This window comes from Streptomyces sp. NPDC048191 (assembly GCF_040652655.1).
Classification (GTDB): domain Bacteria; phylum Actinomycetota; class Actinomycetes; order Streptomycetales; family Streptomycetaceae; genus Streptomyces.
The window spans coordinates 37,275-53,745 of record NZ_JBEZMO010000032.1; the positions used below are offsets into that span (position 1 = coordinate 37,275).

Sequence of the window (16,471 nt, forward strand, 5' to 3'; positions counted from 1 at the left end):
GCGCTCGGGCGGTTCGCCGCCCGAGGGGGACGCAGAGATGGGACAATCGGGCTGTCGTGAAGCGACACGAGCGATCCTCTTCATGGGGTTTGACCAGGCGTTTTCTGCTACCCGTCCGGTGACTGGCCGCCCGCTCGGGAGAAGTCCCCGCCGCCGCGACCCAAGATCAAGAGCCGGGCAATCTTCGCAAAATTGTGGCCCGTCCGCGCGCTTTCACTACTAGTGAAACACGTTCGGAGTAACCCCCGGATGCGACGTGTGCGCGTCATCAGCCCCGCGCATAACCGGAATTATGCGCGGGCTTGGCGATCTTGAAATAAGGTTGCGCCTCACTCGGTGGACTGCGCCAGGGACGGTGATACCGGCGACATCACCGCCGATGTCGCCGGCCCCCCTGATCCGGTCCGGGCTGCTGGCCACGATCACCTACCCGCTGGTGCGCCGTCACGTCTACGACCCCGAGAAGGGGGTCATGCTCTGCGGGAGGCATCAAGCGTCGGTCTCGTCTGTAGGCCGCCGCTACCGCTAATCGCCGCGTTCCGTGCCGGGCGTCTGTTCGGTCACCCATCGCTGGGCCTCCGCGAGGTTCGCGGCGGTGCCCGCAGGTTCGTACGAAAATCCGCTCCACTCCTCCAAGGTCCTCGGCTCGTCCGGCCGGAGGTGACCACCACCGCCGTGGAGCGGCCGGTGCCGGCGCCAAACGTCCAGCGGCGGGCGGCGCCGCTTGTTGTACGCGGCGAGCCGGTTGTCGGCGTTCAGGCTCGGCATCGCGCGCGACGGCTGGTTCGGCGGCCCGGGTCGGGAGTGCTTGCCCATGGGTCCGATGGTCTCAGGCGGCGACGGTGGTCGGTTGGCCCGCGGTGAGATCCGCCGCACGAGAGCGGACTTCGTCCACCGCGGCGGTCCGGTACGGGCGGGCGGCGTCCAGCAGGGTGTTCAGTCGAGAGGCGACCAGGGTGGAGTCGACCCGGCTGGCCTCGTCGAGTGCCTGGTGGGCTGCGGCGGTGGCCTGCTCCGGCTCGCCCTCGGTGAACAGCGCGGCGGCCAGGCCGATGCGGTCCATGACCTTCACCCGGTCGAAGCCGGGCCTGCGCAGGGCGAGCGCATCGGTGAAGTGATCACTCGCGCGACGGGGGCGGCCGATGCCGGTGAGGTCGCGGGCGGAGACCGCGCGGGCGCCGGCGTGCTCGGCGGCGTCGAAGTACGCCACCCATTCCGGCACGTCGCCCAGGTCGCCCGCGACCAGTTCGTCTGCGGCGCCGAGGTGCCGCTCGGCACTTTGCTCGTCGCCGAGGGCCGCGTGGACCCGCCCGGTCTGGGAGGCGACCAGCGCCCGCGTGGCGGGCAGGGCCGCCTTCTTCCCGGCGACGTCGAGCAGGCCGAGGGCATCCGCCGGGTGCCCCAGGTAGATCATCTGGTGGGACATGCGGGTGATGATCTCCACCCCGCGGTCCGGCTGCCCGGCCTCGCTGGCGGCGTAGATGCCGTAGGACCAGTACCGCTGGGCGGTGGCGTACCGGCCGCAGTCGTGGCTGACCCACCCGGCCAGCGCCGCGAGGTCGGCGGTCGCCGCGAACACCCGGGCCTTGAGCGAGGGCGGGACGCCGTCCTTGATGCGGTCGGCGACTTCGGCGAGCTGGGCGACGATCGCCTTGCGGTACAGCCCGCCGCCCTTGGAGGCGTCGGACTTCGCGAAGAAGGCGGTGACCTCTTCCAGGGCGGCGGCGGTGTCGGCGTCGAAGCCCTTAGTGCCGGGGTTCAGTCGGCGGGCGGTGCCGCCCAGCATCCGCTCGGCGGCGAGGATCAGCGGGGCGCCGAGGGCGAGCTTGAGGGTGTCGCGGCGGTCGAGGAAGAGGTCCATCTGGGTCCATCCGGCCAGGGTCTGGGCGGCTGCCTCGGTCAGCAGCGGGAGCTGGATGCTATCCAGGGTGGGCCCGGCGGCCGTCAGGCCGAGATCACCGGGTGTGAGTGGCTGGCCGAGCAGGTCGGAGAGCACCGCGGCGAGCAGGGCCGGGACCGGCGGGCGGGGGCGTTCGCCGTCGATCCAGCGCCGTACGCGGGTGGCGTCCGGGGCAATCTGCCGGTGACCTTGGCGAATCGCTTCGGCAGCGATGCGGCGGGCGATCTCCCCGTGGGACAGGCCGGTGGCCGCGATCCACAGTGCGAGGTGCGGGTTGCTCGATCTGCCGGTCATCGCTTCTCTCGCCCTCCCCGACTTACCCGTCACGGAGCGTGGCAGTTTCGCCACGGTTCGCGGCACCTACGGTACTGGTCAGGGCCGGTGCTGAAGGTCGATTCTGCTCAGGCGGTAGCCACCCGGCTATCCGCATGAGGCAAGGGGAAGGGAACTCGCATGGCGACGCTTGCACCCCAGGCTCCGTGGGCGATGCGGCTGGTCACCGACCGGCTCCCGGTCGGCCCGCCGTCGTACGCCGCGGTGACTCTCGACGCGGCCACCCAGACCGCCCGCTACACCGACGCCAGCGGCCAGGTGGTGGAGATGGGCAAGCACGGCACGTCCAAGACGACCGGCACGGCGTCGATGTCCGGCGGCGGCGACGGGCAGAACCCGCAGCCGCAGACGCAGGACGACAACACCACCGACTACGAGTCGGACTGAGTTGATGTCGGCTCCCCTCGTCCTGGTCATCACGTCACTGGAGGACGTCACCGCGGACCGGGTCATCGCCGCGCTGAACGAGCGTGAGGTACCCGTCGCCCGCGTCGACCCGGCCGACATCGGGCCGGAGCTGGTCTTCGGCGCCCGCATCGGGGCCGGGGTGCCAGCGTGGGGTGGGCGGCTGCGGACGGCCAGCCGAGAGGTGGAGCTGGGGGAGGTGGCGGCGGTGTACTACCGCCGCCCCACCCCGTACTCCGCGCGGTACGGCCACCTGCTTGCCCAGCAGCGGGACTTCGCCGCCGCCGAGGCCCGGCACGGGCTCGGCGGGGTGCTGAACCACCTGCACGGCGCCTTCTACGTCAACCACCCCGGCGCGGTGACGGCCGCGGACTTCAAGCCCGCCCAGCTCCGACAGGCGGCCCAGCTTGGCCTCACGATTCCGCCGACACTGGTCACCAACGACGTCGAGGCCGCGCGGAAGTTCGCCGCCGACCATGGCCCCGTGATCTACAAGACGTTCCGCGGCCTGCCGCGCGATGAGGACGGGCACACCGGCGCGATCTGGGCCCAGCGCGTCGACGCGGACACCTTCGACGACTCCCTCGCGGTGACCGCCCACCTGTTCCAGGCCGAGATCCCCAAGACCGGCGACGTCCGCGTCACCGTGGTGGGCCGCCGGGTGTTCGCCCAGCAGATTGCCGCGCCGGACGGCGCGCTGGACTGGCGCCGCGGCGACTGGGACCAGCTCAGCCACGCCCCCATCGCCGTCCCTGCCCCCGTCGAGGCGGCACTGCACAGCTACCTTGCCACGTTCGGCCTGGTCTTCGGCTGCTTCGACTTCGCCCTGGTCGGCGACGGCGACACGGCGGAGGACTGGGTGTTCATCGAGTGCAACCCCAACGGCCAGTGGGGCTGGCTGCCCGACGCCGGCGACATCACCGAAGCGTTCGCCGACATCCTGAGCACGAGCACGGAAGGAGGCGGAGTGCGATGATGCCCGCCGACCTGGAAACCGACGCCACGCGGCTACGCGAGGCGATGGCGAAGGCCCTCGCCGAGGATGGCATCCTTGCCGATCCCGGCTGGCGGGCGGCCGTCGAGACGGTGCCCCGGCACGCCTTCGTGCCGGGCTTCTACCTGCCCGCCGACGAGCGCGACGGGCAGGGGCTGACGGTGTGGGAGCCGGTCACCGCCGAGCTCGACTATGGCCGGTGGCTGGCCGCCGCGTACTCCGACACCACGCTGATCACGCAGTTCGACGGCGACGAACCGGACTGGAAGGCCCCGCAGGCGCGGCACGGCGGGGCGCCAACCTCGTCGTCCACACTGCCGTCGCTGGTAGTGCGGATGTGGGCCGACGCGGACGTGCAGGAAGGGCACACGGTGCTGGAGATCGGCACCGGCACCGGCTACTCCACCGCACTGGCCTGCGAACGTCTCGGCTCCGCCGATGTCACGAGCATCGAGGTCGACCCCCATCGGCTGGAGCAGACGGCGAGCGCCCTGTACGCCTGCGGCTACACGCCGACCCTGGCGGTGGCGGACGGGCTGTACGGGTACTGGCCGGAGGCGTCCTTCGACCGGATCGTGGCCGCCTGCTCCTTCCGCGCCGTCCCCCCGGCGCTGCTGGCGGAGGCCCGGCCGGGCGGGAAGATCTTGCTCACCCTATCCGGCTGGCTCTACGGCTACGCCCGCGTCCTGCTCACCGTCACGGGCGAGGGTACCGCCGAAGGCCAACTGCTGGGTGGCACCGTGTCCTTCATGTCCGCCCGCACCCACGCGGCGCCAGCGTTCGGCAACCCCGCCCACTGGGCCGCAGGGCTCCCGGAGACCGGGCGGGCGGCCCGGCACTCCCCGGAGCGGATCACGGCCGCGACCGAGGAGGCGTTCCATCTGCGGTTCCTCGCCCAGTGCGCCGTGCCGGACGCGCAGATGACGACCGTCGGCGACGTCGTGCACCTGGTCGACGTCGTCACCGGCTCAGCCGCCACCCTCACCCCCGTCGAGGATCGGTGGAAGGTGCGCGAGGGCGGCCCGGTGAAGTTGTGGGAACGGATCGAGCGGGTGCTGTCGTCGTACGACGAAGCGGGCGGGCCGGGACCGGAGACGTTCACCCTGCACGTCTACGACGGCGGGCAGCACCTGCGGCACCCGGACCTGCCTGGCCTGCCGCTGCCCCGCCCCTGAGTTGAGGGGTCAGGCTCCCTCGAACGTCTCGCCGTCGAGCTGCGAGCCGTCCGGCTCGTGCTGGAGCGCGCCCGTGCCGTCGGCCGAGATGTCGATGTAGTCGGGGCGCTCGCGACGGCGGGGCAAGAACCGGTCCAGCCAGCCGCGCGGCTCCGCCTCGGCCGGGTACACGTCCGCCGCTGCCAGGACGTCGAGCTGCTCCTGCGAGAGGAGTTCGGCCCAGTCCGACGGATAGATGGCGCTGCACCAGAGCTGAAGCTCACCCTGCTCGATCACCACGCTGAACGGCGAGTTGCGCACCCCCGGACGGAAGCGGACGCGGTCCTGCAAGCCGACGGCGGTATCGCGGTTGAGGTAGACGCGGGCGACCCGCGGGCCTGCCGCCCACGGAAACCGCTCCGGCTGGTTCAGGATCTCGTCCACCCAGGTGCGGAGCCTGAGCGGGTCGTTGGCCGGGGCCCGGTTGTACGGGTCCCAGGGTCGGCCGCGGCGCAGTCGTGCGACGAGGTGCCCGCCGGTGAACTCCAGGTTCCCGCCGCAGTGGTGCAGGGTGTCCGGGCTCGACCGGACGACGCCCCGCTCGATGTCGAACTCGACGAACGGGTGGTGGAACACCTCACGGGCGACCTCCTCGGCCCAGCCAAGGTCTCGCAGAAGGCGGAGGCTGTTGCTCGGCCCCGTGCCGCCGTAGCCGGCCAAGCACTCCTCTACCCCAAGGAGTTCGCCCTCCGCGTTGCGCAGCAACGTGTTCGGCGCCGAGATGCTCGTACCGTCTGCGAACGCCTTGGGGTGCCGACCGGACTCCAGCAGGATGTCCGTCTCGCTCATCGCCACCATCGCGCCGGTGACCTGACCGAAGGCCCCGCTCCTGACGTACTCCGTCGCCTGGAGGGCGGAGAGGACCGGGACGAGCGGGGTGGAGTCCGCGGGGTACGCGTCCTTCTTCGCCCGCTCGATCATGGCCGTGATCACGGGGTGGGTGACCCCGAGCTCCCGGGCGAGGGACCTGCGGCTGGCGTCGGGCTTGGCCTCCTTGTGCGCCTGGGCGAACTCGTCGAGTTCGGCCACATCCCGGTCGCGCTGACGCTCGACCGCCTGCAACTCCCGCTTGAGGACCTGTACCTGTCGATGGCTCACGCGGACGTTCGTCAACCGGCGCTTCAACTCTGCCTTATCCATGATCGGAAAGGTAGACTCCCAAATCTTGGAAAGCAAGGTATCCACGCATGGAAAGTTTGTTGCCGTTGCCGTCTGTTGTTGGGGTCCGCAGGTAGCTTTGGTGATCCAGAGCAAGGAGGGGATGAGTGGACGACCAGGGCGTGAAGTTCCAGATGATCGTGCAGAACGAGGCCAAGCTGGACCGCGACCGTGCCCTGGTCGCGTTCCTGCGGGCGCGGATCGCTGAACGCGCGCCGACCGCCGACGAGCGGGAGCGGCAGCTGCTGGCCGGCGTGAAGAGGGTCCTCGACGAGTTCGCCGCCCATTTCGAGCGCGCCGCGCAGGTCGAGCGCACGGACTACTTTCCCGGGCAGATCGACGCCCTCGGCTGGTCGCTGCGCTGCACGGCCTTCGCAGCCTTCTCCGAGCACCCCGACTTTCAGATGGACTTCAAGCCATGATGCCCCGCCCTGATTTGGCGGAGCGCCCCGCCGGCGAGATTGCGCGGCCCACCACCCGGGCGGAAGACGCCTTCGCAAAGATCCGCGAGGACCTGGGCCAGGTGGCCCCGCGCGATCCGGTGAAGCGCACGCTGGGCCCGCGCCGCTACCGCATGGACATCCTGCGCGACATCTGCACCGCCGAGGCGTTCACCACCGTCATGAACTGGCTGGCGTCCTCCACGATCCCCAGTATCAACTCGAAGCGGAACTACGCCGACGACCTGCGGTTCTGGCACCAGTTCGCGCAGGAACTCGGACATGAACGCTTCTTCATCGGCTGCATCACCCGCGGCGACGTCACCACCTGGAGGCTGAGCGAGGAGAAGCGTGAGCGGGCCAACCGCAGCATCGCGCGCCGCCTGTCCGCCCTCTCCTCCCTGACCCTCTTCGCCGCCGAGGAGTCACAGACCTACATCCCCAACCCGGTCACCCGCCACAACCGGCCCAAGATCGACCGCCACGACGAGACCACCGCCACCCCCGCGCTGGAGGTCGACGAATTCGCCGCCCTCTTCGACTGGGCGGAGTGCCTCCGCGACGTCGTCGTGACCAGCCTCGTCTACACATTCGCCGGGCGCGTCAGCGAGTGGTGCGAAGCCGACGTCACCGACTTCCGCGACGGCCGCAACCCCGTGATCGACCTGACCCGCAAGGGCGACAAAGGCAGGCAGTGGGCCCTCCCGCCCCAGCTCGCCGAGCTCCTGGTCCGGCTCATCAACGGACGGACCGAGGGGCCGCTCCTCCTGGACTCCGAAGGGCGGCGACTGGACCGCCACGACGTCGACCGCATCCTGACCCGCCTGGGGAAACGGGCCGGAGTTCTGCCCGGCCGCGACCTCACCCCGCACGTCCTGCGCGCCTCCCGCCTGACCCATATGCACGACGACGGGGTGCCCCTGGAAGAGATCCAGGAATATGCCGGTCACCTCGACCCAGCCACGACGCTCACCTACATCCGGCGGCGCGGTGACCAGGCACGCCGAGCCCGGCACGCGGCCGCCGGCGTCGACAAGTTCAACGCACAGCTCGGGCGCTGGCTCGCCCTGGCCGCATGACGCGTCCACCCGGCAGGCGCCCACCTGGCCCGACCGGCGGCGACCGGAGCGCGTTCTCGGGCATGGTGACGCCATGAGTGAGCGCTCCTACTCCTGCGAGACTGCGGTGGCCGTCGCCGAAGCGGTGCGTCCCTGGCTGGACAAGGACACCAGCGAGCCACCGCCAGCCGCCGCGATCGTGGCCGCGCTACGGGCCGCCGAGGCCGAACACGCCGGCTACCAGCGTGACCTGTGGGGCTACGCGGCTGGCAACGCGGCCTGTGCCCTGGGCGCCCGGGACGAGCGCGGCGCGCGCTGGCTCTGGGCGACCGCGCTTGACTACGCAGGGCGGGCTGTCGCCGTCGCCGACGAATCGGCCGTCCCTCGATCGGGTACAGCTCCAGGCACCTTCCAGCACGTCCCCGCCTGAAGGCGGACCCACTGACGAAGAACCTCACCGAGCTCGGCCTACCAGGGCCGATGCCGCCAGAAAGCCGGCGATGCCGGAAACGGGAAACCCCTTCCGCGGGCCCTCAAGGGCCAGCAATCTGGAGCCATGACCCCACCGATCACCATCCGGTTCGAGTCCTTCGGCTACGCCCACCAAGATGATCAGCCGCGAGGCCACGGCCTTCTGTACGACGTCCGCGACGTCCTTCATGACCCGGCCGACGATCCGGCCCTCGTCACCCTGACCGGACTCGACTCCCGCGTACGCGACCACGTTCGTGCCACCGACGGTGCCGACGAACTCGCCGAACGCATCGCAGGGGAGACCGCTGCCCACCTCTCGTACGTCCAGCCCCGCGGACGCGACGTGCAGGTCTTCATCGGCGGCCACGGTGGACTTCACCGCAGCGTCGCCCTGGCCGAATGGGCCGCCGAGATCCTGCGCAACAGGCTTGGTGCCGACTGCCCGCCCATCGAGGTCGACCACCGCCACATCTGCCGGAGCGTGGTGCACCGGTGAATCTCGCGCCGCCCGCGGACGGGGCCGGCACCCGGCCGTCTACGGCACGCGTGTGATGCCTTCCAGGCGCGCCTTCATCTCCTCGCCCACGTTGGCCTTGCTCATCCACTCCGCTAGGCGGTCGTGGTCCTTTGCAGGCAGCGACCCTTGCTCAAGACCGGCGTAGAGCAGACCGCTCATGACGGTCGCCTGGACTGTATCCGGCGAGCACATCGTCGTCAGGAGCCCTTGGAATACCTGGGCCATTGCCTCATCACCGGCGCCGGAGGCGTCGACGTACGCGCGGAAAAGCATCGACGCGCGCAGCTGGTCCGCAAGGACTTCCCGGTCCTCGGGGTCGGCGGCCGCCTCAGCCAGGAGGTGGTCCTCGATCTTCTTGGCCTGTTCCAGGTCACCGGCCAGGAGAGCGTCTCGGAACGCCTTCACCTGCCGCGTCTCGAAGATGTCAGGCAGCTGCATCGTCACGGAAACGCCCCCTTGCGTACGTCGAGTTCGCCCCCGAGCGTATGCCGCTCCGGTTCCCTGCCGGTGAGGATGCCCAGGAAGCGGCCGAGATCAATCGGCGCCGCAGGGCGGCTGTGTGTGCCTCTCGGCGTACGGGGCAGCCCTTGGCGCTCGCAACTTGGTCTTTGAGAAACAGGACCGCCCGGCGCCGGTAGGTTCACCGCCATGGTGTCGTACGCGAACGACGAGCGGTGTGTGGCGCTGGCGAAGGTGCTGGAGCCGCTTCTGGAACGCAGCGGGCCCGACCTGGCGCTGCCCATCGCCGCAACCACCGCGGCGGCTGAACGGCTCAGTCTGCCCGCCTCGGGCGAGAGTGACCCGTACCCCATAGCCGGGTGAACCAGAGTCACCCCAAACGTCAGGGCCGCCTTCGCCTCACCTGGGAACGGGTGCGGGGGCGGCCCTCGGTCGTGTCAGGGTGCGGCGCCACGGGGGGAGCGCCGCACCCTGTGAGCAGCGTAGCGACGTCGCCGAACGTCCGCCGGGCCTTTAACTCACCCGAGAAGCCCACCTCTTGCGAGGGAAGATGGCACCGCGCGTCGCCGCGCGGGGCCTACCTGTACGGGCCCGCCTCAGCTGGCGGTGCTGGCCAGGCGACGCATGATCGTCATGAGTTCGTCGGACGGGGAAATCCTCATCGTCCGGCTTTCCTGGTCGAAGAGCGTGATCGATGTCAAAGTGCCGGCACGCCACCAGAACACCCGGGGAGACAGGCGGCCGGGGCCATCCTCGTAGGCGCCCTGCCCGAACTGCGCCAAGGCGTTGACGGCCTCGGCCACGTGCCTGTCGGCGAGCGGGTAGAACACGAGGTTGTGCCGGTTCGGGACGACCAGCAGCACACCCTCGTCCGGTATCTCGGGGCCGCCGGCCGCCCGCACCGCCTCGTCGAAGACGAGCACCTTGCTGGCCGCGAACACCGACTCCGGGTGGCCCAGGATGTGGAGGACCGCGCCACCGGGGAGATCGAACGTGTCGTAGTTGACCGGCTCGCTGAGCAAGTTGGCACGCGCGGCGGCCGCGAGGGTGTCCCACTCGATGAGGGCCACGTCCCGGTCATCGAGGACGCGGACGTTGTCCGGCGTGTCGAGGGCGATGCCCGCCAGGAGGTCCGTGGCCAGCGGTTGCAGGTAGCTGAACTGTCCTCGCGCTTCCTCGGGAATCGATTCCTCGGCGACCAGCCGCAGGTACACGCTGTGCAGGGGGTTCGGGGCGCTGCTGTGGTCGGTGCGGGCTGACAGGTCGCTCATACGCGGTTCCTTGGAATCTGGTGGGTTGGTCCGTCGGGCGGCTCACAGGTGGAGCAGCTCACACCCGATCAGATCACGCACAGCCCCTCCGGAAGGAACCCCGGGCGGCGTGCGCCATAGAATCGAACGTGTGAACGATCAGCCGTCCCGTCTCGACCTGCTCCACTTCGCCCGCCGCGTCGTGGTCCAGCAGGCGACAGCGGCGCTGAGCCAGCTCGATCGGTGGATCGCCGACGAGGAACGCCGCGAGGCCGAACGCCGCCAGGGCGAGGAGCGGCGCCCGCCTGCTCCGGCCTGGCTGATCCAGTACGGCCTGAACCGCTCGAACATCGACGCCGTCCACACCGGCGAGTGCTGGGCGGCGGCCAAGAGCGGCCGGTGCCGGCCGGTCAGCCGGGAACAGGCACTGGACGCGCTGCGGCAGAACGTCCCGCCGTGCGTCCACTGCCGCCCGGACACGGAACTCGGTCTGCTCGACTGAGGGCGAACCAGCGGCACCGTACGAACGGACGCCAGCGTGGAAGGCATGGGCCCATGTGGACGCTGCCGGAACCGATGCTCGCGGCCCCCGTGTCCGACCCGGCGCTGCCCGATGGGTGGGCCGCCGAGGTTAAGTGGGACGGCTGGAGAGCACTGCTCTCCCTGGACGCCGGGAGGCTGGTGCTGCGCTCCCGCCAGGGCACGGACCTCACGGCCTCCTTCCCCGAGGTGCGGTCCGGCGTAGCCCAGCTGCCCGACGCGACGGCCATGGACGGCGAGCTGATCGTGTGGGACGCCGCGGGCCGTCTCGCGTTCGAGCGGCTCCAGGGCCGCCTCCAGCGGCGCGGTGCCGGCGCGGCCCGGCTCGCCGAGCAGTGGCCCGCCCACTTCGTGGCCTTCGACCTGCTGCGCTTGGTGGGCGCCGACACCACCAGCTGGCCCTACTGGCGCCGCAGGGCGGCACTGGAAGCCCTCTTCTCCGAGGAGAAGCTGACCGCGCCGTGGGCACTGTGCCCGTCCACCACCGACCCGGCCACCGTGCGCGAGTGGCTGACCAGCTGGACGGCGGTCGGCGTCGAAGGGGTGGTCTACAAGAGGCTGGAGGGGGCCTACGAGCCGTCTGTGCGCGGTTGGCGAAAGTACAAGATCAGGAAGACCGAGGACGCCATCGTTGGTGCATTCACCGGCTCTCCGGCGGCGCCCCGCATGTTGCTGCTGGGCCGGTACGACATCGACGGGCGCCTGCGGTACGTCGGGCGCAGCACGACGCTCCCGCAGACCGCAGGCCGGGCGGTCGCCCGGCTCCTCACTCCGGCCGAAGATGACCACCCTTGGACAGGTTGGACGTTCAGCGCGGGGTGGGGCTCGCGCGAGAGTCTGCACGTCACCCTCGTGACACCGGAGCTGGTGGTGGAGGTCGGCGTCGACGTCGCCCGTGACGGTGCCGGACGCTGGCGCCACCCGGCGCGCTGGCACCGGATGCGCCCGGACCTGCCTCCCGCCGACACCCCGACCTTCGAGTCCGGGCCGACAGGCTGAGCGGCCGGCGGTCATTCGGCGGGCGGCTGGGCCAGGAGTGTGTCCATGAGGGTCTGGTAGCGCACCAGTCCCTCCGCCCATCCAGGGAAGAGGAGGTGCTGGACGACGCTCATGGCCATCGCGGCCTCACCGCCGATCCCGAGGACGGGGGCGAAGCCGACGCGAACCCACAGGTCCCACATCTCGTCCGCCATCAGGGTCCGCAGGATCTCCGGCCTCTTCGACACGACGTGCGGCAGCAAGACGGTCAGAGCCGTGCTCGCCTTGATGCAGGCGAGCACCGCCGAACACAGCCGCTGGCCGTCGGCCTCCTGGACGGCGCGGATCAGGCCGGGCAGGCCGCCCGCCAGGGGGAACTGGGCGAACAGGTCGTCACCGGCCAGGGCGGCGTCGCGCTGCGCGGCACGGATGTTCTCGATCATCTCGGGATTGCCGGGCGTGGCGGCTGCCCACGCCTCCACCATCTCGTCGAACCCGACGTCCTCCATACCGCCGATCAGCATCCGGGCGCCCGGGTCCATCAGGGCCCGATGGACGATGTTGGACACAGACCGGGACGCCGGCAGCTCGAACTGGGCGCCGAACGCGCCCTCGCGCAGAGCCCCGTCGAAGTCACGGCGAGAGCCGCGCTGGCCCATGAGCATCCTGGCCGCCATCTCCCGGCGGGCGTCGAACGCCTCGTCGGAATCGCCCTGGGGGATCTGGCTGAAGTCGATCCCGGCCCCTCGAAACGGCCGTTCGAAGGCGCTGGCCACCTCCGCCCGCAGCCGCGCCGTGCTCTCGGGGGTGGCGTTCATCGCCCAGAAGCCCCAGCCGAACCAGCTGATGCTGCGCCCGGTCCTGGAGATCCCCGCCAGGGTGGCGGCCCGGTGCACGATCTCGGGACGGAGCTCGCCCGTCTCAGGGTCGGTCCAGTCCGCGGTCCGGGGCAGCCACAGTTGGGTACGCCATCGTTCCAACTGGGTGGGGCTGACGGTGAATCCGCGCTCCTTGACTGCGGCGACCATCGCGAGTTCGAGGTCGGAGGGCTTCGTGCGGGCCATGGTCAGCTCCTGCGGTTCTGGTTGCCACCTGCGAGGACGGTGTAGACGGCGGCCGCCGTTCCCAGGGCGCTCGCCCACGCCTCGCTCTGCGCCGCCAGGACGGCGGCCGCCACCACGAGGAGCAGCACGGGCAGAGGGGGGCGGTCGCCTCCTCCGGGCACGAGCGGGTCGACGTTCATGGGCGTGGGTTTCCTTCCCGGGCGGCTCCCTGCCGGGCACCCCGGCAGGACAGGCCCGCGCCTCCGGGACGCCGGGGCCGGCCTGCCCGCCTATCTCGCCATGCCGCTCCCGGTGAAATGGGGAAAACCTCGCGGGGTACCAACTCCCCTCTCTCCCCGGTCCTGTTCCCGTGCCGCTACGGCCAGGTTCCTCTGTCGCGGGATAGCCGGCATGGGGGATAATGAGTCCTACTCGGAGACCGAAGGGGATGCCTTGTCCGCGAACGACGTTGACGAAGACCGTTGTCCTGCGGTCGGGGAGCTGCCCGCCCTGGTCCAGAAGGTGCTGGAGGACCCGGACATGACGGAGAGCGTGGCCGGTCACGTCCGTTGGGTGGAAGGCACGTTGAAGCGGGCGCTGAAGCGGGAGGACTTCCGGAACCGGTACGGGAAGTCGATGCGGGACCTGCTCGGGCCCGGCGCCCACGCGCTGTGCGAGATGACCGACAACGGCGAGCTGCGGGCTCGGGAGCTCAAGACCCCGCCCAAGGGCGTGACCGCCTCGCAGCGGCGCCGGGCGAGCATCCTGCGCCGCTTCGCCGCCGCGGCGGGCGTCCCCAGCGGAGCCATCTCCTACCCGAAGCCGACCCCGAAGCCGACGATGCCGGCCTGGGCCCGCAGCGAGCTGCACAACCGCCTCCAGACCGAGGTCGACCGCAAGCCGTCGGCCCCCGGCCGGGCACGCCTCCTGGTCATCATCGGCCTGGTCCTGGACACCGCCGCCCGGTCCGGCGAACTGTGCACCATCGGCATCGTCGACCTCGCACCCGATCTGTCCTGGATCAAGATCATCCGAAACCCGCAGGCCATCGGCTCCCACCTCCACACCACCGAGGTCTGGCCCCTGTCGCCCAGCACGCAGGCCGCGCTCGCGAACTGGCTCCCGGTCCGTGGCCGCCTGACCGAGGACCTGGAGGGCGGCGCCAGCGCCCTGCTCGTCGTCCTGCACGGCAACCGCGCCTTCCACCGCGAGGGCGCCTACAAGAAGGGGATGCCGCTCAAGGTCCGCGGCCTGATCGACAGCTACCGGGCGCACGTCCAGGAGCTGAAGGCCGAGGTGACCAACCGCGGCGGATCGGGCTGGGAGCTTCCCCAGGGACTGGAGCAGCTGCGGCGCGGAGTCGAGGAACGCCGCCGCGCGTACGACAGCGACCGGCGGGCCGGGGCCAGGACTCCGCAGTGGGGCCCGGCCGTCGTCCTGAACCCGCTCCTGCCTGAAGAGGCGGAGAAGAAGAAGACGGCGACGGCGTTCGCCAAGGTGGCCCAGGCCGTGACGGCCTTCCACCAGGCCCGCGAAGCAGCCGGGAGTGACGAGACCGACCCGCAGGTCCTGAAGGCCCGGCGCACGCTGCGGGAGGCGACCCGGATGGCGTGGGCGCGGTCCGACCACGCCACCACGCTCAAGCTCCTGCGCCAGGCCGGCCTCTCCGACGACGACCTCGCGGCCGCGGGCTACAACGAGCTACTGCTGGACGCGCTAGAACGCTCGTAAGGCGGCAAGCACAGAGGTAGGGCCGCCGGTAAGAACTCTCTGTCACCAGTCGCTGCGGCGATACCCGGGCACGACCCCAGCCGACAAGCTCCTAGATCGCCTGCGCTGAGTACGCGCGAAGGCCGCCCGGATGTCGGGCGGCCTTCGCGAAGTCTGAACCCTGGGTGTGTGGCCTGCCCCGTTGGGGCTACCAGGGACGAATCCAGGGTCTTCGTCGCCCAGTGTACCTACGCTGACCCCACCATGCCCAGCACACCGGGACGTCCCCGCCCGCTGCCGCCCGCCCACGCGGCCGTGGTCACGCTGATCAGCACAGCCCGGTTCGCCCCATACCTGGCAGCCTGCGGCGGCGACACGGCGGCCGCGCTCTCGCTGTACCGGTGGAACGGCGAGGCCGCGGCTGCGTTCTTCGAGCCGCTGGGGCATCTGGAGATCATGCTGCGCAACGCGATGGACGCCCGGCTCGTCCACCGCCAGCAGCGCCGGCAGCGCACCACCGAGTGGTACGACGACCCCACCGTCCCGCTCAGCGACAAGGCCCGCGCCGACATCCGCACCGCCCGCCAGCGCGCCCAGCGCGGCGGAGCCGTCACCCCACGCGGAAAGATCATCGCGGAACTCGGGTTCGGGTTCTGGCGCTTCCTGCTCGCCCGCCAGTACCGCGCCACCCTCTGGCCCGACCTCGCCGGCGCCTTCCCCCACGCCCCCAGCCGCGCCCTGACCCTCGTCGAGGACCCGGTCCAGCGTCTCCACAAGCTCCGCAACCGCATCGCCCATCGTCGAGGCATCTGGACCATGCCGCTCGCGGCCCGGCACGACGACCTCCGCACGGTCATCAGCTACATCGACCCCGCCGCCTCCGCCTGGGTCGCGGCATCCTCCCGCGTCGCCGACGTCCTCGCCCGGCGTCCGTGATCCGACCTGCTCCGGTCGCTGAACCGGAGCAGCCGAGAGGACGCCCGCGAGGCGTGATCGGCGCTCTACAGCCCCGACGCACCGTACGGCAGCTCAGTGCGCACCACCGCGGAGACAGGCAGGACGAAGATCCGCTTCCCGGCAGTGTGCGGATCAGGGCCGATCGTCACGAGCTCCTGGACGGGGTGAGGCGGGCCCACCACAGGCGCAGCACCATCGGCGGGTGGCTGCGCAGCGCCAGGAAGGCGCCCAACAGCCGTCGACCCAGGGGGACTTCTCGGCTGTCGGCCAGGTCCTTCTTCCAGGCAGCGACCGCGACATGGCGGCCGCAGTGCCGTGCGGCCTCGCGGTCGCAGGCCAGCTCAACCCACCACTGGTAGCCGATGCCGACCGCGGCGAGGACGGCCAGGACGAGGACGGCCTGGGCGAGCGGCAGGAGCCCGACGCACAGCACGATCAGGGCGGCGCGGAGCGTCGTGGTGCCCAAGCGGGTCCGTGCGTCGTTGCGGCGAAGGTGCGCCAGCTCGTGTTCCAGAATGTAGGGCAGGGCGGCGCTGCGGTCGGGCCACAGCCAGAAGTACCCCAAGGCCACATGCCCGCTGCGCCCGGAACGGGTCGACACCGCCTCGTGCCACAGGCCGAGCCGGCCGCCGGTCACGGCCAGCGAGACGTGCTCCAGGTCCGACTCTCGGATGAAGTCCTGGACGCGGGCTTCGACCTGGCACATCTGCCCCACCATGAACTCGGTGTCCGGGTCGAGCGGGCCGCCCCGTCGCACCCCGTCGGGCGGCAGGTAGGCGTACCAGGTCAGATCCCGGCTCACCAGCCCGGCCCAGATCGCGTTACTCAAGGACAGAGCCGCCAGCACCGACCAGATCGCGGCGGTGAGGACCGCGGCCCCCACGATGCCTCCGGCGGCGAGCGGATGCTGCCAGCGCACGGCCGCCACACCGCACGCCATCACCGTCAACACGGCCCGTGCCACCCATGCGTACGACACCTTCTCCAAGCCCATGGCGAGCGACCGTACAGGCCCCGATCGCGCCCCAGACCGGATTCGTC

Annotated in this window: 20 protein-coding genes; 12 read left to right on the forward strand and 8 right to left on the reverse strand. The window is 70.9% G+C overall.

Translation table 11 applies throughout. The annotated features are described in order from the left end of the window. Positions 1 to 525 precede the first annotated feature (525 nt). Positions 526 to 816: a DUF6087 family protein gene (locus AB0D93_RS34440; protein ID WP_362128228.1), complete on the reverse strand. Its 291-nt coding sequence runs from the start codon at positions 814 to 816 to the stop codon at positions 526 to 528. A gap of 13 nt (positions 817 to 829) precedes the next feature. Further along, the gene (locus AB0D93_RS34445) at positions 830 to 2,194 is read right to left on the reverse strand and encodes a Tat pathway signal protein (RefSeq protein WP_362128231.1); all 1,365 of its coding nucleotides are present in this window, start codon (positions 2,192 to 2,194) and stop codon (positions 830 to 832) included. 159 nt (positions 2,195 to 2,353) lie between these two features. Here AB0D93_RS34445 and AB0D93_RS34450 point away from each other — a divergent pair, with 159 nt between their 5' ends. Genes AB0D93_RS34450 through tgmC form a run of 3 tightly spaced genes read left to right on the forward strand, consistent with a single transcriptional unit; the run spans position 2,354 to position 4,807 of the window. Further along, positions 2,354 to 2,620, forward strand: a complete 267-nt coding sequence (locus AB0D93_RS34450; RefSeq protein WP_362128234.1) for a putative ATP-grasp-modified RiPP — start codon at positions 2,354 to 2,356, stop codon at positions 2,618 to 2,620. A gap of 4 nt (positions 2,621 to 2,624) precedes the next feature. Next, a complete protein-coding gene (gene tgmB / locus AB0D93_RS34455) occupies positions 2,625 to 3,614 on the forward strand; it encodes an ATP-grasp ribosomal peptide maturase (protein WP_362128237.1) in 990 nt (329 codons plus the stop codon). Next, positions 3,611 to 4,807 (forward strand): ATP-grasp peptide maturase system methyltransferase, encoded by a 1,197-nt coding sequence (tgmC, locus tag AB0D93_RS34460; protein WP_362128240.1) that lies wholly within the window; start codon positions 3,611 to 3,613, stop codon positions 4,805 to 4,807. The genes tgmB and tgmC overlap by 4 nt, the downstream gene beginning before the upstream one ends. A 9-nt stretch (positions 4,808 to 4,816) precedes the next feature. On the opposite strand, the gene AB0D93_RS34465 is transcribed toward tgmC, so the two are convergent. Further along, entirely contained in the window at positions 4,817 to 5,986 is a 1,170-nt protein-coding gene (locus AB0D93_RS34465; protein ID WP_362128243.1) for a hypothetical protein, read from the reverse strand. A 125-nt stretch (positions 5,987 to 6,111) separates the two neighbouring features. On the opposite strand from AB0D93_RS34465, the gene AB0D93_RS34470 reads away from it, so the two are divergent. The 4 genes from AB0D93_RS34470 to AB0D93_RS34485 all read left to right on the forward strand — a co-directional run bounded on the left by AB0D93_RS34470 (position 6,112) and on the right by AB0D93_RS34485 (position 8,472). Then, positions 6,112 to 6,426 (forward strand): hypothetical protein, encoded by a 315-nt coding sequence (locus tag AB0D93_RS34470; protein ID WP_362128246.1) that lies wholly within the window; start codon positions 6,112 to 6,114, stop codon positions 6,424 to 6,426. Beyond that, on the forward strand, positions 6,423 to 7,523 hold the full coding sequence (locus AB0D93_RS34475; protein WP_362128249.1) for a tyrosine-type recombinase/integrase: 1,101 nt from the start codon (positions 6,423 to 6,425) through the stop codon (positions 7,521 to 7,523). Before AB0D93_RS34470 ends, AB0D93_RS34475 begins: the two co-directional genes overlap by 4 nt. A 73-nt stretch (positions 7,524 to 7,596) precedes the next feature. Next, complete coding sequence (locus tag AB0D93_RS34480) at positions 7,597 to 7,932, forward strand: hypothetical protein (RefSeq protein ID WP_362128252.1); 336 nt, start codon at positions 7,597 to 7,599, stop codon at positions 7,930 to 7,932. A 126-nt stretch (positions 7,933 to 8,058) separates the two neighbouring features. Beyond that, on the forward strand, positions 8,059 to 8,472 hold the full coding sequence (locus AB0D93_RS34485; protein WP_362128255.1) for an RNase adapter RapZ: 414 nt from the start codon (positions 8,059 to 8,061) through the stop codon (positions 8,470 to 8,472). A gap of 39 nt (positions 8,473 to 8,511) precedes the next feature. Here AB0D93_RS34485 and AB0D93_RS34490 read toward each other — a convergent pair whose 3' ends face one another. Next, the gene (locus tag AB0D93_RS34490; protein ID WP_362128422.1) at positions 8,512 to 8,931 is read right to left on the reverse strand and encodes a hypothetical protein; all 420 of its coding nucleotides are present in this window, start codon (positions 8,929 to 8,931) and stop codon (positions 8,512 to 8,514) included. 210 nt (positions 8,932 to 9,141) lie between these two features. Between AB0D93_RS34490 and AB0D93_RS34495 the strand changes: the two genes are divergently transcribed. Continuing rightward, positions 9,142 to 9,315 carry a hypothetical protein gene (locus AB0D93_RS34495; RefSeq protein WP_362128258.1) on the forward strand — a complete coding sequence of 58 codons (174 nt, stop codon included), beginning with the start codon at positions 9,142 to 9,144 and terminating at the stop codon, positions 9,313 to 9,315. A gap of 233 nt (positions 9,316 to 9,548) precedes the next feature. On the opposite strand, the gene AB0D93_RS34500 is transcribed toward AB0D93_RS34495, so the two are convergent. Then, positions 9,549 to 10,223 carry a hypothetical protein gene (locus tag AB0D93_RS34500; RefSeq protein ID WP_362128261.1) on the reverse strand — a complete coding sequence of 225 codons (675 nt, stop codon included), beginning with the start codon at positions 10,221 to 10,223 and terminating at the stop codon, positions 9,549 to 9,551. Positions 10,224 to 10,353: 130 nt separating this feature from the next. Between AB0D93_RS34500 and AB0D93_RS34505 the strand changes: the two genes are divergently transcribed. Together AB0D93_RS34505 and AB0D93_RS34510 are read left to right on the forward strand one after the other, a co-directional pair. After that, complete coding sequence (locus tag AB0D93_RS34505) at positions 10,354 to 10,704, forward strand: DUF6233 domain-containing protein (protein ID WP_362128264.1); 351 nt, start codon at positions 10,354 to 10,356, stop codon at positions 10,702 to 10,704. A gap of 53 nt (positions 10,705 to 10,757) precedes the next feature. Beyond that, on the forward strand, positions 10,758 to 11,741 hold the full coding sequence (locus AB0D93_RS34510; RefSeq protein ID WP_362128268.1) for an ATP-dependent DNA ligase: 984 nt from the start codon (positions 10,758 to 10,760) through the stop codon (positions 11,739 to 11,741). Between the two features lie 11 nt (positions 11,742 to 11,752). Here AB0D93_RS34510 and AB0D93_RS34515 read toward each other — a convergent pair whose 3' ends face one another. Together AB0D93_RS34515 and AB0D93_RS34520 are read right to left on the reverse strand one after the other, a co-directional pair. Beyond that, the gene (locus AB0D93_RS34515; RefSeq protein WP_362128271.1) at positions 11,753 to 12,784 is read right to left on the reverse strand and encodes a hypothetical protein; all 1,032 of its coding nucleotides are present in this window, start codon (positions 12,782 to 12,784) and stop codon (positions 11,753 to 11,755) included. A gap of 2 nt (positions 12,785 to 12,786) precedes the next feature. Further along, complete coding sequence (locus AB0D93_RS34520; RefSeq protein WP_362128274.1) at positions 12,787 to 12,963, reverse strand: hypothetical protein; 177 nt, start codon at positions 12,961 to 12,963, stop codon at positions 12,787 to 12,789. A gap of 253 nt (positions 12,964 to 13,216) precedes the next feature. Between AB0D93_RS34520 and AB0D93_RS34525 the strand changes: the two genes are divergently transcribed. Together AB0D93_RS34525 and AB0D93_RS34530 are read left to right on the forward strand one after the other, a co-directional pair. Continuing rightward, positions 13,217 to 14,494, forward strand: coding sequence for a hypothetical protein (locus AB0D93_RS34525; protein ID WP_362128277.1), 1,278 nt, complete (start codon positions 13,217 to 13,219; stop codon positions 14,492 to 14,494). Positions 14,495 to 14,737: 243 nt separating this feature from the next. Then, positions 14,738 to 15,409, forward strand: coding sequence for a hypothetical protein (locus AB0D93_RS34530; RefSeq protein WP_362128280.1), 672 nt, complete (start codon positions 14,738 to 14,740; stop codon positions 15,407 to 15,409). A gap of 166 nt (positions 15,410 to 15,575) precedes the next feature. Here the strand turns inward: AB0D93_RS34530 and AB0D93_RS34535 are convergent, their stop codons facing one another. After that, a complete protein-coding gene (locus AB0D93_RS34535; RefSeq protein WP_362128285.1) occupies positions 15,576 to 16,424 on the reverse strand; it encodes a hypothetical protein in 849 nt (282 codons plus the stop codon). Positions 16,425 to 16,471 lie beyond the last annotated feature (47 nt).

What these genes read in the sequence shown, in the direction of transcription:
- AB0D93_RS34465 (WP_362128243.1), bottom strand. Translation starts at nt 5,986, where the DNA reads ATGGATAAGGCAGAGTTGAAGCGCCGGTTGACGAACGTCCGCGTGAGC.
- AB0D93_RS34440 (WP_362128228.1), bottom strand. Translation starts at nt 816, where the DNA reads ATGGGCAAGCACTCCCGACCCGGGCCGCCGAACCAGCCGTCGCGCGCG.
- AB0D93_RS34510 (WP_362128268.1), top strand. Translation starts at nt 10,758, where the DNA reads ATGTGGACGCTGCCGGAACCGATGCTCGCGGCCCCCGTGTCCGACCCG.
- AB0D93_RS34520 (WP_362128274.1), bottom strand. Translation starts at nt 12,963, where the DNA reads ATGAACGTCGACCCGCTCGTGCCCGGAGGAGGCGACCGCCCCCCTCTG.
- AB0D93_RS34475 (WP_362128249.1), top strand. Translation starts at nt 6,423, where the DNA reads ATGATGCCCCGCCCTGATTTGGCGGAGCGCCCCGCCGGCGAGATTGCG.
- AB0D93_RS34450 (WP_362128234.1), top strand. Translation starts at nt 2,354, where the DNA reads ATGGCGACGCTTGCACCCCAGGCTCCGTGGGCGATGCGGCTGGTCACC.
- AB0D93_RS34445 (WP_362128231.1), bottom strand. Translation starts at nt 2,194, where the DNA reads ATGACCGGCAGATCGAGCAACCCGCACCTCGCACTGTGGATCGCGGCC.
- tgmB (WP_362128237.1), top strand. Translation starts at nt 2,625, where the DNA reads ATGTCGGCTCCCCTCGTCCTGGTCATCACGTCACTGGAGGACGTCACC.
- AB0D93_RS34490 (WP_362128422.1), bottom strand. Translation starts at nt 8,931, where the DNA reads ATGCAGCTGCCTGACATCTTCGAGACGCGGCAGGTGAAGGCGTTCCGA.
- AB0D93_RS34515 (WP_362128271.1), bottom strand. Translation starts at nt 12,784, where the DNA reads ATGGCCCGCACGAAGCCCTCCGACCTCGAACTCGCGATGGTCGCCGCA.
- AB0D93_RS34530 (WP_362128280.1), top strand. Translation starts at nt 14,738, where the DNA reads ATGCCCAGCACACCGGGACGTCCCCGCCCGCTGCCGCCCGCCCACGCG.
- AB0D93_RS34480 (WP_362128252.1), top strand. Translation starts at nt 7,597, where the DNA reads ATGAGTGAGCGCTCCTACTCCTGCGAGACTGCGGTGGCCGTCGCCGAA.
- AB0D93_RS34485 (WP_362128255.1), top strand. Translation starts at nt 8,059, where the DNA reads ATGACCCCACCGATCACCATCCGGTTCGAGTCCTTCGGCTACGCCCAC.
- tgmC (WP_362128240.1), top strand. Translation starts at nt 3,611, where the DNA reads ATGATGCCCGCCGACCTGGAAACCGACGCCACGCGGCTACGCGAGGCG.
- AB0D93_RS34500 (WP_362128261.1), bottom strand. Translation starts at nt 10,223, where the DNA reads ATGAGCGACCTGTCAGCCCGCACCGACCACAGCAGCGCCCCGAACCCC.
- AB0D93_RS34495 (WP_362128258.1), top strand. Translation starts at nt 9,142, where the DNA reads ATGGTGTCGTACGCGAACGACGAGCGGTGTGTGGCGCTGGCGAAGGTG.
- AB0D93_RS34535 (WP_362128285.1), bottom strand. Translation starts at nt 16,424, where the DNA reads ATGGGCTTGGAGAAGGTGTCGTACGCATGGGTGGCACGGGCCGTGTTG.